Annotated in this window: 15 protein-coding genes; 6 read left to right on the plus strand and 9 right to left on the minus strand. The window is 25.4% G+C overall.

Annotated elements, in window-relative coordinates:
• Positions 1-772: 772 nt before the first annotated feature.
• Together CC89_RS20300 and CC89_RS02495 are read left to right on the plus strand one after the other, a co-directional pair.
• Positions 773-943, plus strand: a complete 171-nt coding sequence (locus CC89_RS20300) for a hypothetical protein (protein WP_185750651.1) — start codon at positions 773-775, stop codon at positions 941-943.
• Positions 931-1,137: a hypothetical protein gene (locus CC89_RS02495; RefSeq protein WP_035288710.1), complete on the plus strand. Its 207-nt coding sequence runs from the start codon at positions 931-933 to the stop codon at positions 1,135-1,137. The genes CC89_RS20300 and CC89_RS02495 overlap by 13 nt, the downstream gene beginning before the upstream one ends.
• Before the next feature lie 50 nt (positions 1,138-1,187).
• On the opposite strand, the gene CC89_RS02500 is transcribed toward CC89_RS02495, so the two are convergent.
• The 5 genes from CC89_RS02500 to CC89_RS02520 all read right to left on the minus strand — a co-directional run bounded on the left by CC89_RS02500 (position 1,188) and on the right by CC89_RS02520 (position 8,208).
• Complete coding sequence (locus tag CC89_RS02500; RefSeq protein WP_035288713.1) at positions 1,188-2,075, minus strand: site-specific integrase; 888 nt, start codon at positions 2,073-2,075, stop codon at positions 1,188-1,190.
• Between the two features lie 670 nt (positions 2,076-2,745).
• A complete protein-coding gene (locus CC89_RS02505; protein WP_035288716.1) occupies positions 2,746-4,143 on the minus strand; it encodes a radical SAM/SPASM domain-containing protein in 1,398 nt (465 codons plus the stop codon).
• Positions 4,144-4,329: 186 nt separating this feature from the next.
• Positions 4,330-6,117 carry an ABC transporter ATP-binding protein gene (locus CC89_RS02510; protein ID WP_035288719.1) on the minus strand — a complete coding sequence of 596 codons (1,788 nt, stop codon included), beginning with the start codon at positions 6,115-6,117 and terminating at the stop codon, positions 4,330-4,332.
• Positions 6,118-6,378: 261 nt separating this feature from the next.
• The gene (locus tag CC89_RS02515) at positions 6,379-7,353 is read right to left on the minus strand and encodes a hypothetical protein (RefSeq protein ID WP_035288722.1); all 975 of its coding nucleotides are present in this window, start codon (positions 7,351-7,353) and stop codon (positions 6,379-6,381) included.
• A 96-nt stretch (positions 7,354-7,449) separates the two neighbouring features.
• On the minus strand, positions 7,450-8,208 hold the full coding sequence (locus CC89_RS02520) for a hypothetical protein (protein ID WP_035288725.1): 759 nt from the start codon (positions 8,206-8,208) through the stop codon (positions 7,450-7,452).
• A 233-nt stretch (positions 8,209-8,441) separates the two neighbouring features.
• Here CC89_RS02520 and CC89_RS20305 point away from each other — a divergent pair, with 233 nt between their 5' ends.
• From CC89_RS20305 to CC89_RS02530, 4 genes are all read left to right on the plus strand, one after another.
• Positions 8,442-8,603: a hypothetical protein gene (locus tag CC89_RS20305; protein WP_185750652.1), complete on the plus strand. Its 162-nt coding sequence runs from the start codon at positions 8,442-8,444 to the stop codon at positions 8,601-8,603.
• 348 nt (positions 8,604-8,951) lie between these two features.
• Entirely contained in the window at positions 8,952-10,064 is a 1,113-nt protein-coding gene (locus tag CC89_RS02525; protein ID WP_051931420.1) for a replication initiation protein, read from the plus strand.
• A 265-nt stretch (positions 10,065-10,329) separates the two neighbouring features.
• A complete protein-coding gene (locus CC89_RS20310) occupies positions 10,330-10,500 on the plus strand; it encodes a hypothetical protein (protein ID WP_185750651.1) in 171 nt (56 codons plus the stop codon).
• The gene (locus tag CC89_RS02530; protein ID WP_035288710.1) at positions 10,488-10,694 is read left to right on the plus strand and encodes a hypothetical protein; all 207 of its coding nucleotides are present in this window, start codon (positions 10,488-10,490) and stop codon (positions 10,692-10,694) included. Before CC89_RS20310 ends, CC89_RS02530 begins: the two co-directional genes overlap by 13 nt.
• Positions 10,695-10,744: 50 nt before the next feature.
• On the opposite strand, the gene CC89_RS02535 is transcribed toward CC89_RS02530, so the two are convergent.
• The 4 genes from CC89_RS02535 to CC89_RS02550 form a co-directional block, all read right to left on the minus strand.
• Positions 10,745-11,632 (minus strand): site-specific integrase, encoded by an 888-nt coding sequence (locus CC89_RS02535; RefSeq protein ID WP_035288713.1) that lies wholly within the window; start codon positions 11,630-11,632, stop codon positions 10,745-10,747.
• Positions 11,633-12,302: 670 nt separating this feature from the next.
• Positions 12,303-13,700: a radical SAM/SPASM domain-containing protein gene (locus tag CC89_RS02540; protein ID WP_035288716.1), complete on the minus strand. Its 1,398-nt coding sequence runs from the start codon at positions 13,698-13,700 to the stop codon at positions 12,303-12,305.
• Between the two features lie 186 nt (positions 13,701-13,886).
• Positions 13,887-15,674 carry an ABC transporter ATP-binding protein gene (locus tag CC89_RS02545; RefSeq protein WP_035288719.1) on the minus strand — a complete coding sequence of 596 codons (1,788 nt, stop codon included), beginning with the start codon at positions 15,672-15,674 and terminating at the stop codon, positions 13,887-13,889.
• A 261-nt stretch (positions 15,675-15,935) separates the two neighbouring features.
• Positions 15,936-16,355, minus strand: coding sequence for a hypothetical protein (locus tag CC89_RS02550; protein WP_035288728.1), 420 nt, complete (start codon positions 16,353-16,355; stop codon positions 15,936-15,938).
• Between the last annotated feature and the right edge of the window lie 148 nt (positions 16,356-16,503).

The raw sequence follows: 16,503 nt of genomic DNA on the forward strand, positions 1-16,503 counted from the left end.
TTTGAGTTTAAGGAAATAAAGACAGGCAGAAAAGTAACTAGCATAAAAATTTTTATTAAACCTAATAAAAAATTAAAGATAAAAATGAAATGCTTTGGATAAAGATAATATAAAAAAACAAAGCGTAGAAGATCCAGAGGAAATGGAGAAAATAAATATTGTAAAGGAAAGCATAAAAAATTATAGAAAAAGGTAGATAAACAACACTTGAAGCTAAAAAATATTAGCGGCAGCTGGTGGCGATATTATTAAAATAACAGATAAAATAGATATAATTAAAAAAAACTAATAAGGAAATAAGAAATTTAGTAGGCTTATTAATTAGTGCGTTAGAGAAAGACTATAAGCAACCTAAACAAATTAAAGGTAGCAAAGGTAGTACAAGTACTTTAATGATTATGAGCAAAGGAATTATGATTTTGATGCTTTAGAAAAAAAATTGCTAGGGTGGAATAGCTCTTCAGAATCGGAAGAAGAATTTAATATGGCCGATTTTATTAGTTCGTAAAATTAAAAAGAGAAGGGATAATATGATTAAAAACCAATTTTCACTAACGATGGAAGATTTAAAAAAATTTCACTAACTTATGATCCAACTAAGCTTTCTATCTCACATATGAATACATGGCAAAAGTATAAAAATAAATATAGCCGAATACTATTTTTAAGAAAAAATTTTTAAAAAATAATGTTTTTTTCTAAAAAGTAATAATACTTATGTGTAAAACAAAAATAAATTCTTATTTTTAAGAAACATAAGGGGGACTTTACAATGTATACAGTAGATGTAAAAAAATTAAAAAAGGCGTTTGTAGACATTAAAAATGAATATCCAGATTATGTTAATTTGGATAAAATTAATGCTAAAATTAAAAAAATAGATAGCATTGGCGGAGACAAAATTTTAATAAAAAATTTGGAGGATATTTTATGGATAATTTAGAAGAAAAATTGGAAATTAAATTAAAATATTTATACAAAATGCTAGAAAAATATAATGTACTTAATAACAAAACTAAAAATAAGTTTGATTGGCGTGAAAGAGCGATCGACGATCAAATAAGTATTTTGGAAGATCTAAAAAATAATAAAAATACAGATTGGGACACTTGTTATCTAGAAGATTTAAACGAATAAAAAGAAGGCATTTAGCCTTCTTTTTTTATTCGTTTAAATCTTCTAGATAACTATAGATAACTAAAAACAACAATAAGTCTATTATGCCCCATATTGACAGATACGTGTTGCAATGCAGCTCTATTATAATGTTTACCTTTGTTTTTGCCCCGTCTAAAATAATCCATTTTAGCATTTTTTATGCTACCAAATTTATTTTTAAGAAATTGCTGGTATTTTGTTTTAGCATAAAAACGTCTATATGAATGTATATCCGCATTTTTAGGTATTTTAGAAAATACTTTAGCATTACCAGTAGCATTTTTTTTAGCCTTAAGCACTACAGAATAATATTCTGGCAGCACTTCCACGATTCTCGGCCTACCACCTTTGGTTTGCACATTATATTCCCTTTTAGATTCTAGATCTATATAAACCTTATTATTTTTAATAACTATTTGTTCTGGCTTTAATGCAGTTACTTCTTTTCTTCTCAGTCCAGTTCCTTTACAAAAATTTATAAATTCTTTATTATTTTCTACGCTAAAATGTGCATCCATAGCACTTACACCTCTACTACGTTTTATTTTTGCAGTAGCAATGCTAGGAACTTTATAAAAACTTTTTATTGGTACATTATATAGCTTAGAAATAGCACTAGCTTGTAAACGTGTAGTATATACGCTATAACCCTTAACATTAACGCCATAATCTAGGTATTCCTTAGCATAAGAAAGTGGTATATCCTCTAAATTTTTAAAATTACTTTTGGTTTCTTTAACCCACTCTACATAGTTTCTACCCCATTTAACATAGTTTTGCAACGTAACACGCGAATAAATTTTGCAAGGAATACTGCTTAGCTTTATATTATTTTCTAACTTATAATCTCTTTTGCTTTTTTTATACGCAAACATTTGCTTTAATTTATTCTTAACTTGATAACTTAAACTTCCCATTTTAAACCCTCCTATAAGTGCAGCCAACCGGCTAAAATTAAAAATAATATGTACACGACCTACTTTTTTAAGTGGTAAGGATCCACTCTCCCGAGGGTAATAAATAAACTTTTTTTGTTAGCAGTTAGCCCAAATTTTTGTTAATGGAGCATTTACTCCTTCATGTTTTGCTAAAAAAATATATATAAAATAACTTCTGTGTTATTAAAAAAGTGTTGTTAAAAAATAAAATTTAAGGAGTAAATACTCCATTGGCAAAGTTTTGTTTTAAGCATATTTTTGTTTTTAATTCTGCAAAATGTAAAGCTAACGTTTGTGTTAATTAAAAGTGTTGTACTAAATACATAGTTTTTTTAAACTCCTTTCAGCGTGTTCTTTAACTTTTTGTTGTATGCGAAATGTATGTTATTTATAAAACTGTTTTTAAACTAAATTTTAGCTTACAAGACAAGCCTAAGTTATGTTACATATAGAAATATGCATTACATGAGGAACTAGTTTTAAATGCTGCTCCTAGGCATTATAAATGTTAGCTAAAAAAGCCATAAAAAATTTAATCAATTAATTATTATTACAAAAACAAAAAAAAGCATAAAAAATTATGCTTTTTTTGTTTTTTATTCAATATTAGTGTTCTTACTTTACATAAATGCTTGCAAACATATATAGATTAACTATCACTAACTAATGATTGTCTCAATTTTTTATTTAAAACAGAATGTCTGAAATTACAATATGTATATTCAGAATATACAGTATTATAATCTAACAAACTTTGAGCCATACACCCACCACCACAAAAATGTAAAAACTTACAATTTGAACACTTACTTATTTTTTTCATTCTGCTTCTAGCTAAATCAAATAAATTTTCTAATTCATCACTGTTTAATACTTTTTCTAATGAACTTTTATATATATTGCCTATAATAAATTCTTTTGTGTTTAATAATTGGCAAGGGTATACGTTACCTATTGAATCGATTCTTATGCTTGCTCCTAAAGGACATGGATATTTTAAATTAATTAAACTGTTTAATTTAAATGATTTCTCGCTTGGATAACCAGTTATGCTAATTTTATCTTCATATTTTTCTAATATAGAATTCAATGTATTTGTAAAATATTCTATAATTTCATTATCATCATTACTAATTATTAAATCACTCCAGTTAAGATCTGCTCTACCTTCTCTAAATAATTTTTTAAATGAAATTTTTTTAATTTTATTTTTAATACACCATTGTACTATAGACTCAATTTCTTGGACATTTTGTTTAAAGATTGTTGTTGAAATTGAAATTCTATCAGCAAATCCATTATCTATAAGTAATTTTATTGCGTTTATAGTTGGCTTAAAAGAACATTTTCCTCGTAAAGCTTCATGTGTTTCTTTGTTTATTCCTTCCAAACTAAATTGTATTTTTAATTTTGGTGAATTATTAAAAAGACTTAGAATTTTTTCATTAATTAATAATCCATTAGTTGAAATAATAGTGGTAAAATCCATTTCTAATGCATTAGTACATATTTCAATAAAGTCTTTATGTAATAATGGTTCTCCTCCACTTAATACAATATTTTCAGCTCCTAAATTTTTTGCTTCACTTAGAATATTAAAAATCTTATCTTTACTTATTTCATTAAATGAATTATTTTGAAATTCACCAAAACAATGCCTACATTTTAAGTTGCATTTAGATGTTATTTCTATATATAAACTATTAAATTTATCTTTATTTTCGTGTGTAATATGTTCATCACATTCCTTTTTAGATTTAAATATTAAATTTTCATTATATAAACTATTTAAAACTTGTATTATATTTTTACTCATTTCTTCGTTATAATTATTTGGATATTGTTTTTTTAATTTACTTATTATTTCTGACACAGTAGTATTTCCATCACATTTTTTTATAATTTCACACATACCACTATTTATTAATAACCATTTTTTTAAATTTGGATCTGTAAGCAAAACAAGTTCATCTTCATAGTTAACATTAACACATTCACTCATCCTTAAATCTTTTGTAGTATAAAATTTATCATTTAATTGCACCATAATAACTCCCCCAATTTTTCCACTAAAATAACTCTATATTAAAAAATATAGAGTTATTTTAGTGGAAGTTATTAACACCAATTTACACAAACACCATCACAACAAGCTGCAGATAAAGAAACATTTGTAACTTTTAAAATTTTTGCTACAAATTTCATTTATTTCACCCCCATTTACAATTATTATTTATATAGAATTAGTAACTATATCGTCATCTTCCATAAACTTCAAATACAGAGGACATCTTTTTAATAGTTCATCATGTGTTCCTATATCAACAATTTCACCATTATCAATAACTACTGCATAATCTGTCCAACGAATCATATTTGGTTTATGTGATACTACAACTAAAGTTTTATTTTGAATTTTTTTAATATTTTCAATTATATGTTGCTCAGTTATTGTGTCTAATGCTGCTGAAATTTCATCTAACAATATAATTTTTCCACCATCTAAAAATCCCCTTGCTATACCGAGTCTTTGTTGTTGCCCTCCTGATAAATTTGAACCTCTTTCTCCTACAATAGTATCTAGTTTATTTGAAAATTTATTAATAAAATTAGTTGAGCAACTTAAACCTAAAACTTCATTTAAAGACTCAATATTTTCTTCTCTCCCTAAAACTATATTGTCATGAATTGAACTATTATATAAAAATGTATTCTGAAATATGCAAGTTATATTTTTTTTTATATCTTCCCTAGATAAATCATTAATATTAATATCTCCTATTTTAACTTCTCCACTAGTAGTCTCATATAAACCTAAAATTAATTTTAAAATTGTACTTTTACCAGAACCACTTTCTCCAATTATACTAATAGATTTTCCAAATGGAATCTTTAAATTTATATTATTGAGAATAGTATTTGTTCCATTATATGAAAATGAAACATTTTTAAATTCTATATCATAGTTATTTAAGATACATTTCGTTTTTTCTTTACTAGTAGATTTACTCATAATTTCATTAAATCTTTCTATCACAACTTCTAATGTCTTAAAGTTTATGAATTGATTAAAAACTTCCATTATATTAACAAATATGTTTCCAGAATAAAGTAATAAAGCTGTTATATCTCCAGGTGCTAACGTATTATTAGCAGTTTTTTGAATTGCCATAATTAATATAATAGATACCACTACTATTCCAAAAAAACTTAAAAGCCAAAAAATTGCTGATGATAAGAAATTAAAACGTACTTTAGACCTTCTCCAATTATCTTCTTTTTGATTATATTTATTTAAAATCCATTCTTTACAATAAGGATAACACTTTATTTCCCTAAAACTTGAAACTATTTCTTGAACTAAATCTCTTACATAACTTGATTTCTCAGCTTCATCTTTTGAGAGTAATTTTGTCTTACGTGAAATTTTTTTAGTAAAAATAGCCATAAAAAATACTAATGGAATAAAAATTAATGTTATTGTAACATCAATTTTGAATAAGAAATAAAAAGTAAACATCAAGGTTGTCAGTGATTTTCCAATCCAAACAACAATGTTTATAATAGATGTTACTAACTGAGTTATAGCATCAAAAATTCTAGTAACAAATTGAGTGGATTGTAAATTGTTAAAATCTATCATGTTTATGTTTGTAATATTTAAAATAGAATCTGTTCTCAGTTCATACTGCATTTTACTAGATAAATATTCTTGAAAATACTTGCCAAAAATATTTAATGACAGATAAATTATCCGTATAATGATATATAAAATTATTAGAAATTTTACATTATATGAGTTATGACTTTTTTTTGATAAATTATTTATTATATCTCCTAAAAGTCTTGTTGGATATACGCTAAAAAATGATCCTAAAATAAATATTAAACATAATCCTATTAAATATTTTAAGTTTTTTTTAAATGATTTATAAAATATTTGAGATGATTTTATAATTTTCATGTAAGCTCCTAAATCATATATAATAAATTTTGTATATATATCTATTATATTATACATTATACAAAATTTATTAAATTCCTCTATTTTCAATATATAAATTTTAAATCAAATTATTAAAATATTTAGAAAGTATTTTTCTGCGAACGACGAGAAATTTCTCGTCGTTGATAGAAAATTACTTATTAAATATTTATTTGATAAATTTAACAAAAATAGTTATAATATAAGAGCAAATAGAGCATTGTAGCTAAGTGCTTGTATACAATAATATTAGTGAATTAAAAAAAGAAGCTAGTGCTAATACACTAGCTTCTTTTTTTATTTTTTAATAACAAAATGATTTTCTGTTCCAAGGAATTCTAAACCTTTATCTAAATTTTTTGTAGAACCGGTGTTTATAGTATAGTATCCATTTACTGGTACGTTTAATTTTACATCTATAGGTACTATTACTTTTTTATTATAAATGTACTTATTACCTTTAGAATTACATTTGGTTATTGGGAATACTGTTTCTACTTGTGCTACAATGTGTAACTCGCTTTTTTCAGATCCTGCGTGTGGGTATTTAAGCTTACCTATAAAATGTCCATTATCGCCTGTAACGCTACTGCTATATGGCTTTACGGTATCTGTTTTGCCATTAAATCTAGCCACCTTGTGGTATATATTTAACTCTTTTACTTTCGCAGGCCTGCCATTTAATTTTACATTAGATAATTTACATTCAAGTTCCAAACATGCGGGACTATCATCTTCCTTTTTATGCCACTCCGTATAAATAAATCTTTGTTTTTTATCTATTACCATATTATAGTTACTTACATTTGCAGTAAAACCGCTTGGTATCCAGTCAAAACTTTCCCATTTAAAAGTATATGCCACCCAGTCAAATTGCTGCCATTTGTAAGTGTATGGTGCCCAAACCGCAACAATATAATAGCTTTTTTCGTAATTAGTTCGCCATTCACCATTCACTCTATGCCCATCTGGCCACGAATAATGTTCTGGAATATAAACTCTATATCCATCAGTATTTGTAGGCCGTGGCAAAGGAATTACCCTTCTTTCCCATCTATATTTTGTTGTGCTATGCCATTTAAGCACTCTTTTATATCTTTTTTCGGAATGCGGTCTTAATTCCCACGTGGAAGTATCTATCCAACAATTTTCCGTTTGTGCGATTGGATTAGCGTTTATTATTTTACTAGTATTTACTGCATAACATTTTTGCGTAAATAAAAATATTATAGTTAAAAATCCTAAAAATATATTTTTAATTTTTTTAAGCATAAGTATTCCTCCTTTCCTTATAAACTATTCTTTTTTATATATACAAAATTTAAAAAATATATAATTTTATTTAAAAAAAATAAAGCCTTTAAGGCTTTATTTTATAACACAGTATCTATCAATTTGGTATGGTCTTCCTTTTTCACAGATAACTTCTATAAGTGTATCTTTAGGAAAATTATTTGGATTATACTTTCTAAGATTCTTACCAATATCAAGTTCTGTCATTACAGTATTACCAATATCTTTTACATTATACTTTTTACCACTATCTGCTGTTATCCCTGTATTATCAGCCTTAACTACTTTACATACTTCATAATGCCACTTTTCCCCATCATAACTATAAGGTTTCGTGTAGTTAATTAATGCATATTTATCGCTAGATAAATCATCAGCACCCATTTTCATAACAGTAACATTTTCAAGCTTTTTTAATTTTTCAGTTGGTTCATTTACTGAAGCTTCATATGCATTTTTTATAGAACTATCAAAGATTTTCATAACATCTGCTGAACCATGACCATCTAATTTTTTACCGCCTATCCAGAATACATTATCAGCATTGGTAAAAGTACCTTTAAATACTTTTATTTTATTATTACCTATAGTTTGAGTTTCCTCTTTATAGTCTTTTACATTTTGTTGTTCTTTAGGTACATATTTTAGTGATGTAGGATCATTGATTTCATCCTTGGTGCTTTCAGCTTTTTTATTTTCCTTTGCCTTTTTACCTTCAACGGTTATTTTGTTACTAGCAGATTTGCTATCGTCTTTTTTATTACAACCTGCGAAAGCAGCTCCACTTATTGTTAATGTTAATCCTAAAATTATTGAAATTACTTTTTTACTCATTTAAACCCCTCCATTTTAATTAATAATACAATTTTTATTTATATATCTACATATAATTATTAGCTAAATTTTTAAAATTTTAAACAAAATTACGAAATTAATTAATGTTTACAAAAATTAATTATATTTTGGTAATTATTGTAAACACCAAATAGTTATGCTATAATGCTTACTATAAAATGTTTACATAAATTGTAAATAATGTTTACGGAAATTTGGGGGGGTGTTATTACATGGCCAGAGGTAGAAAAAAAGTAGACGGAGCTAAACGAAAAGTTATATCCATACGAATAACTTTAGAGCAAAAGGAAGTTTTAAATAAAAATCCCTGGATCAAACAAGAATTAACCAAATATATTCGAGATTACTTACAAGCTTTTGTTTGTAAAAATTAAATTTCCCTACAGTTTTAAAAAAACAACAACATAAAACTTAATTTAACTACTTAACTATTTAATTTTAATAAGTAGTTTTTTTTGTAGTTCCCTTGTTGTTGTTTTATATGTTTTAACAATCTTTTTGTTTTAAATGTTTTAGAGGTATCGCGAAGTGTTGGTATATCTAGCTTTAAAAATCTAAAGACGAGTTTTCCATACCCAAAGACGAGTTTTTCATACCTGAAAAAAAATCTAAAGACGAGTTTTCCATACCCAAAGACGAGTTTTTCATACCTAAATACGAGTACAAAAAAATGTTTACGCACTCGTATTAATATGGTATTATAATCCTTAAGAGGTGATTTTATGAATAAAGATTATATAGTTAAAAAAAGTAACTATTTTATAATGAATAGTAGCTATGACCTTAGTCTACAAGAGCAGAAACTTATATTAACGTTAGCAAGTATGGTGCAACCACAAGACGCAGAATTTAAAGCTTATAATTTTAAAATAAATGAATTCATGAAATTGCTAGAAGTAGACGACAAGTCAAAATATACAGAAATCCCCCAGATAACAAAAAAATTAATGCAAAAAGTTTTTGAAATTCAAGAAGGGGATAAACTTATACAAACAGCATGGTTAAGTAGTGCAATTTATCAAAAAGGAACAGGCATGGTAACATTAAAATTTAGCCCGGATTTAAAGCCTTATATGTTACAATTAAGCAAAGTATTTACTCGATATAAATTAGTAAATATCTTGAGCATGAAAAGTAAATATAGTATTCGCTTATATGAAATTTTGAAAGCTAATGAATTTAAGAAACAAGATTACATTGAAATAGAAGTTGAAGATCTTAGAAGACTAGTTAAAGCAGAGAATATTTATCCTCGATATAATGATTTTAAACGATTTGTTATATTACAAGCACAGAAAGAATTAAAAAAAGTTAGTGATATTTCTTTTGAGTTTAAGGAAATAAAGACAGGCAGAAAAGTAACTAGCATAAAATTTTTTATTAAACCTAATAAAAAATTTAAAGATAAAAATGAAATTGCTTTGGATAAAGATAATATAAAAAAACAAAGCGTAGAAGATCCAGAGGAAATGGAGAAAATAAATATTGTAAAGGAAAGCATAAAAATTATAGAAAAGGTAGATATAACAACACTTGAAGCTAAAAAAATATTAGCGGCAGCTGGTGGCGATATTATTAAAATAACAGATAAAATAGATATAATTAAAAAAACTAATAAGGAAATAAGAAATTTAGTAGGCTTATTAATTAGTGCGTTAGAGAAAGACTATAAGCAACCTAAACAAATTAAAGGTAGCAAAGGTAGTACAAGTACTTTTAATGATTATGAGCAAAGGAATTATGATTTTGATGCTTTAGAAAAAAAATTGCTAGGGTGGAATAGCTCTTCAGAATCGGAAGAAGAATTTAATATGGCCGATTTTATTAGTTCGTAAAATTAAAAAGAGAAGGGATAATATGATTAAAAACCAATTTTCACTAACGATGGAAGATTTAAAAAAAATTTCACTAACTTATGATCCAACTAAGCTTTCTATCTCACATATGAATACATGGCAAAAGTATAAAAATAAATATAGCCGAATACTATTTTTAAGAAAAAATTTTTAAAAAATAATGTTTTTTTCTAAAAAGTAATAATACTTATGTGTAAAACAAAAATAAATTCTTATTTTTAAGAAACATAAGGGGGACTTTACAATGTATACAGTAGATGTAAAAAAATTAAAAAAGGCGTTTGTAGACATTAAAAATGAATATCCAGATTATGTTAATTTGGATAAAATTAATGCTAAAATTAAAAAAATAGATAGCATTGGCGGAGACAAAATTTTAATAAAAAATTTGGAGGATATTTTATGGATAATTTAGAAGAAAAATTGGAAATTAAATTAAAATATTTATACAAAATGCTAGAAAAATATAATGTACTTAATAACAAAACTAAAAATAAGTTTGATTGGCGTGAAAGAGCGATCGACGATCAAATAAGTATTTTGGAAGATCTAAAAAATAATAAAAATACAGATTGGGACACTTGTTATCTAGAAGATTTAAACGAATAAAAAGAAGGCATTTAGCCTTCTTTTTTTATTCGTTTAAATCTTCTAGATAACTATAGATAACTAAAAACAACAATAAGTCTATTATGCCCCATATTGACAGATACGTGTTGCAATGCAGCTCTATTATAATGTTTACCTTTGTTTTTGCCCCGTCTAAAATAATCCATTTTAGCATTTTTTATGCTACCAAATTTATTTTTAAGAAATTGCTGGTATTTTGTTTTAGCATAAAAACGTCTATATGAATGTATATCCGCATTTTTAGGTATTTTAGAAAATACTTTAGCATTACCAGTAGCATTTTTTTTAGCCTTAAGCACTACAGAATAATATTCTGGCAGCACTTCCACGATTCTCGGCCTACCACCTTTGGTTTGCACATTATATTCCCTTTTAGATTCTAGATCTATATAAACCTTATTATTTTTAATAACTATTTGTTCTGGCTTTAATGCAGTTACTTCTTTTCTTCTCAGTCCAGTTCCTTTACAAAAATTTATAAATTCTTTATTATTTTCTACGCTAAAATGTGCATCCATAGCACTTACACCTCTACTACGTTTTATTTTTGCAGTAGCAATGCTAGGAACTTTATAAAAACTTTTTATTGGTACATTATATAGCTTAGAAATAGCACTAGCTTGTAAACGTGTAGTATATACGCTATAACCCTTAACATTAACGCCATAATCTAGGTATTCCTTAGCATAAGAAAGTGGTATATCCTCTAAATTTTTAAAATTACTTTTGGTTTCTTTAACCCACTCTACATAGTTTCTACCCCATTTAACATAGTTTTGCAACGTAACACGCGAATAAATTTTGCAAGGAATACTGCTTAGCTTTATATTATTTTCTAACTTATAATCTCTTTTGCTTTTTTTATACGCAAACATTTGCTTTAATTTATTCTTAACTTGATAACTTAAACTTCCCATTTTAAACCCTCCTATAAGTGCAGCCAACCGGCTAAAATTAAAAATAATATGTACACGACCTACTTTTTTAAGTGGTAAGGATCCACTCTCCCGAGGGTAATAAATAAACTTTTTTTGTTAGCAGTTAGCCCAAATTTTTGTTAATGGAGCATTTACTCCTTCATGTTTTGCTAAAAAAATATATATAAAATAACTTCTGTGTTATTAAAAAAGTGTTGTTAAAAAATAAAATTTAAGGAGTAAATACTCCATTGGCAAAGTTTTGTTTTAAGCATATTTTTGTTTTTAATTCTGCAAAATGTAAAGCTAACGTTTGTGTTAATTAAAAGTGTTGTACTAAATACATAGTTTTTTTAAACTCCTTTCAGCGTGTTCTTTAACTTTTTGTTGTATGCGAAATGTATGTTATTTATAAAACTGTTTTTAAACTAAATTTTAGCTTACAAGACAAGCCTAAGTTATGTTACATATAGAAATATGCATTACATGAGGAACTAGTTTTAAATGCTGCTCCTAGGCATTATAAATGTTAGCTAAAAAAGCCATAAAAAATTTAATCAATTAATTATTATTACAAAAACAAAAAAAAGCATAAAAAATTATGCTTTTTTTGTTTTTTATTCAATATTAGTGTTCTTACTTTACATAAATGCTTGCAAACATATATAGATTAACTATCACTAACTAATGATTGTCTCAATTTTTTATTTAAAACAGAATGTCTGAAATTACAATATGTATATTCAGAATATACAGTATTATAATCTAACAAACTTTGAGCCATACACCCACCACCACAAAAATGTAAAAACTTACAATTTGAACACTTACTTATTTTTTTCATTCTGCTTCTAGCTAAATCAAATAAATTTTCTAATTCATCACTGTTTAATACTTTTTCTAATGAACTTTTATATATATTGCCTATAATAAATTCTTTTGTGTTTAATAATTGGCAAGGGTATACGTTACCTATTGAATCGATTCTTATGCTTGCTCCTAAAGGACATGGATATTTTAAATTAATTAAACTGTTTAATTTAAATGATTTCTCGCTTGGATAACCAGTTATGCTAATTTTATCTTCATATTTTTCTAATATAGAATTCAATGTATTTGTAAAATATTCTATAATTTCATTATCATCATTACTAATTATTAAATCACTCCAGTTAAGATCTGCTCTACCTTCTCTAAATAATTTTTTAAATGAAATTTTTTTAATTTTATTTTTAATACACCATTGTACTATAGACTCAATTTCTTGGACATTTTGTTTAAAGATTGTTGTTGAAATTGAAATTCTATCAGCAAATCCATTATCTATAAGTAATTTTATTGCGTTTATAGTTGGCTTAAAAGAACATTTTCCTCGTAAAGCTTCATGTGTTTCTTTGTTTATTCCTTCCAAACTAAATTGTATTTTTAATTTTGGTGAATTATTAAAAAGACTTAGAATTTTTTCATTAATTAATAATCCATTAGTTGAAATAATAGTGGTAAAATCCATTTCTAATGCATTAGTACATATTTCAATAAAGTCTTTATGTAATAATGGTTCTCCTCCACTTAATACAATATTTTCAGCTCCTAAATTTTTTGCTTCACTTAGAATATTAAAAATCTTATCTTTACTTATTTCATTAAATGAATTATTTTGAAATTCACCAAAACAATGCCTACATTTTAAGTTGCATTTAGATGTTATTTCTATATATAAACTATTAAATTTATCTTTATTTTCGTGTGTAATATGTTCATCACATTCCTTTTTAGATTTAAATATTAAATTTTCATTATATAAACTATTTAAAACTTGTATTATATTTTTACTCATTTCTTCGTTATAATTATTTGGATATTGTTTTTTTAATTTACTTATTATTTCTGACACAGTAGTATTTCCATCACATTTTTTTATAATTTCACACATACCACTATTTATTAATAACCATTTTTTTAAATTTGGATCTGTAAGCAAAACAAGTTCATCTTCATAGTTAACATTAACACATTCACTCATCCTTAAATCTTTTGTAGTATAAAATTTATCATTTAATTGCACCATAATAACTCCCCCAATTTTTCCACTAAAATAACTCTATATTAAAAAATATAGAGTTATTTTAGTGGAAGTTATTAACACCAATTTACACAAACACCATCACAACAAGCTGCAGATAAAGAAACATTTGTAACTTTTAAAATTTTTGCTACAAATTTCATTTATTTCACCCCCATTTACAATTATTATTTATATAGAATTAGTAACTATATCGTCATCTTCCATAAACTTCAAATACAGAGGACATCTTTTTAATAGTTCATCATGTGTTCCTATATCAACAATTTCACCATTATCAATAACTACTGCATAATCTGTCCAACGAATCATATTTGGTTTATGTGATACTACAACTAAAGTTTTATTTTGAATTTTTTTAATATTTTCAATTATATGTTGCTCAGTTATTGTGTCTAATGCTGCTGAAATTTCATCTAACAATATAATTTTTCCACCATCTAAAAATCCCCTTGCTATACCGAGTCTTTGTTGTTGCCCTCCTGATAAATTTGAACCTCTTTCTCCTACAATAGTATCTAGTTTATTTGAAAATTTATTAATAAAATTAGTTGAGCAACTTAAACCTAAAACTTCATTTAAAGACTCAATATTTTCTTCTCTCCCTAAAACTATATTGTCATGAATTGAACTATTATATAAAAATGTATTCTGAAATATGCAAGTTATATTTTTTTTTATATCTTCCCTAGATAAATCATTAATATTAATATCTCCTATTTTAACTTCTCCACTAGTAGTCTCATATAAACCTAAAATTAATTTTAAAATTGTACTTTTACCAGAACCACTTTCTCCAATTATACTAATAGATTTTCCAAATGGAATCTTTAAATTTATATTATTGAGAATAGTATTTGTTCCATTATATGAAAATGAAACATTTTTAAATTCTATATCATAGTTATTTAAGATACATTTCGTTTTTTCTTTACTAGTAGATTTACTCATAATTTCATTAAATCTTTCTATCACAACTTCTAATGTCTTAAAGTTTATGAATTGATTAAAAACTTCCATTATATTAACAAATATGTTTCCAGAATAAAGTAATAAAGCTGTTATATCTCCAGGTGCTAACGTATTATTAGCAGTTTTTTGAATTGCCATAATTAATATAATAGATACCACTACTATTCCAAAAAAACTTAAAAGCCAAAAAATTGCTGATGATAAGAAATTAAAACGTACTTTAGACCTTCTCCAATTATCTTCTTTTTGATTATATTTATTTAAAATCCATTCTTTACAATAAGGATAACACTTTATTTCCCTAAAACTTGAAACTATTTCTTGAACTAAATCTCTTACATAACTTGATTTCTCAGCTTCATCTTTTGAGAGTAATTTTGTCTTACGTGAAATTTTTTTAGTAAAAATAGCCATAAAAAATACTAATGGAATAAAAATTAATGTTATTGTAACATCAATTTTGAATAAGAAATAAAAAGTAAACATCAAGGTTGTCAGTGATTTTCCAATCCAAACAACAATGTTTATAATAGATGTTACTAACTGAGTTATAGCATCAAAAATTCTAGTAACAAATTGAGTGGATTGTAAATTGTTAAAATCTATCATGTTTATGTTTGTAATATTTAAAATAGAATCTGTTCTCAGTTCATACTGCATTTTACTAGATAAATATTCTTGAAAATACTTGCCAAAAATATTTAATGACAGATAAATTATCCGTATAATGATATATAAAATTATTAGAAATTTTACATTATATGAGTTATGACTTTTTTTTGATAAATTATTTATTATATCTCCTAAAAGTCTTGTTGGATATACGCTAAAAAATGATCCTAAAATAAATATTAAACATAATCCTATTAAATATTTTAAGTTTTTTTTAAATGATTTATAAAATATTTGAGATGATTTTATAATTTTCATGTAAGCTCCTAAATCATATATAATAAATTTTGTATATATATCTATTATATTATACATTATACAAAATTTATTAAATTCCTCTATTTTCAATATATAAATTTTAAATCAAATTATTAAAATATTTAGAAAGTATTTTTCTGCGAACGACGAGAAATTTCTCGTCGTTGATAGAAAATTACTTATTAAATATTTATTTGATAAATTTAACAAAAATAGTTATAATATAAGAGCAAATAGAGCATTGTAGCTAAGTGCTTGTATACAATAATATTAGTGAATTAAAAAAAGAAGCTAGTGCTAATACACTAGCTTCTTTTTTTATTTTTTAATAACAAAATGATTTTCTGTTCCAAGGAATTCTAAACCTTTATCTAAATTTTTTGTAGAACCGGTGTTTATAGTATAGTATCCATTTACTGGTACGTTTAATTTTACATCTATAGGTACTATTACTTTTTTATTATAAATGTACTTATTACCTTTAGAATTACATTTGGTTATTGGGAATACTGTTTCTACTTGTGCTACAATGTGTAACTCGCTTTTTTCAGATCCTGCGTGTGGGTATTTAAGCTTACCTATAAAATGTCCATTATCGCCTGTAACGCTACTGCTATATGGCTTTACGGTATCTGTTTTGCCATTAAATCTAGCCACCTTGTGGTATATATTTAACTCTTTTACTTTCGCAGGCCTGCCATTTAATTTTACATTAGATAATTTACATTCAAGTTCCAAACATGCGGGACTATCATCTTCCTTTTTATGCCACTCCGTATAAATAAATCTTGTTTTTATCTATTACCATATTATAGTTACTTACATTTGCAGTAAAACCGCTTGGTATCCAGTCAAAACTTTCCCATTTAAAAGTATATGCCACCCA

This window comes from Clostridium sp. KNHs214, assembly GCF_000744935.1.
GTDB lineage: Bacteria > Bacillota > Clostridia > Clostridiales > Clostridiaceae > Haloimpatiens.

Excerpts from the sequence above, each read along its gene's own strand:
- CC89_RS20300 (WP_185750651.1), top strand. The coding sequence starts at position 773 with ATGTATACAGTAGATGTAAAAAAATTAAAAAAGGCGTTTGTAGACATT.
- CC89_RS02495 (WP_035288710.1), top strand. The coding sequence starts at position 931 with ATGGATAATTTAGAAGAAAAATTGGAAATTAAATTAAAATATTTATAC.
- CC89_RS02500 (WP_035288713.1), bottom strand. The coding sequence starts at position 2,075 with ATGGGAAGTTTAAGTTATCAAGTTAAGAATAAATTAAAGCAAATGTTT.
- CC89_RS02505 (WP_035288716.1), bottom strand. The coding sequence starts at position 4,143 with ATGGTGCAATTAAATGATAAATTTTATACTACAAAAGATTTAAGGATG.
- CC89_RS02510 (WP_035288719.1), bottom strand. The coding sequence starts at position 6,117 with ATGTATAATATAATAGATATATATACAAAATTTATTATATATGATTTA.
- CC89_RS02515 (WP_035288722.1), bottom strand. The coding sequence starts at position 7,353 with ATGCTTAAAAAAATTAAAAATATATTTTTAGGATTTTTAACTATAATA.
- CC89_RS02520 (WP_035288725.1), bottom strand. The coding sequence starts at position 8,208 with ATGAGTAAAAAAGTAATTTCAATAATTTTAGGATTAACATTAACAATA.
- CC89_RS20305 (WP_185750652.1), top strand. The coding sequence starts at position 8,442 with ATGGCCAGAGGTAGAAAAAAAGTAGACGGAGCTAAACGAAAAGTTATA.
- CC89_RS02525 (WP_051931420.1), top strand. The coding sequence starts at position 8,952 with ATGAATAAAGATTATATAGTTAAAAAAAGTAACTATTTTATAATGAAT.
- CC89_RS20310 (WP_185750651.1), top strand. The coding sequence starts at position 10,330 with ATGTATACAGTAGATGTAAAAAAATTAAAAAAGGCGTTTGTAGACATT.
- CC89_RS02530 (WP_035288710.1), top strand. The coding sequence starts at position 10,488 with ATGGATAATTTAGAAGAAAAATTGGAAATTAAATTAAAATATTTATAC.
- CC89_RS02535 (WP_035288713.1), bottom strand. The coding sequence starts at position 11,632 with ATGGGAAGTTTAAGTTATCAAGTTAAGAATAAATTAAAGCAAATGTTT.
- CC89_RS02540 (WP_035288716.1), bottom strand. The coding sequence starts at position 13,700 with ATGGTGCAATTAAATGATAAATTTTATACTACAAAAGATTTAAGGATG.
- CC89_RS02545 (WP_035288719.1), bottom strand. The coding sequence starts at position 15,674 with ATGTATAATATAATAGATATATATACAAAATTTATTATATATGATTTA.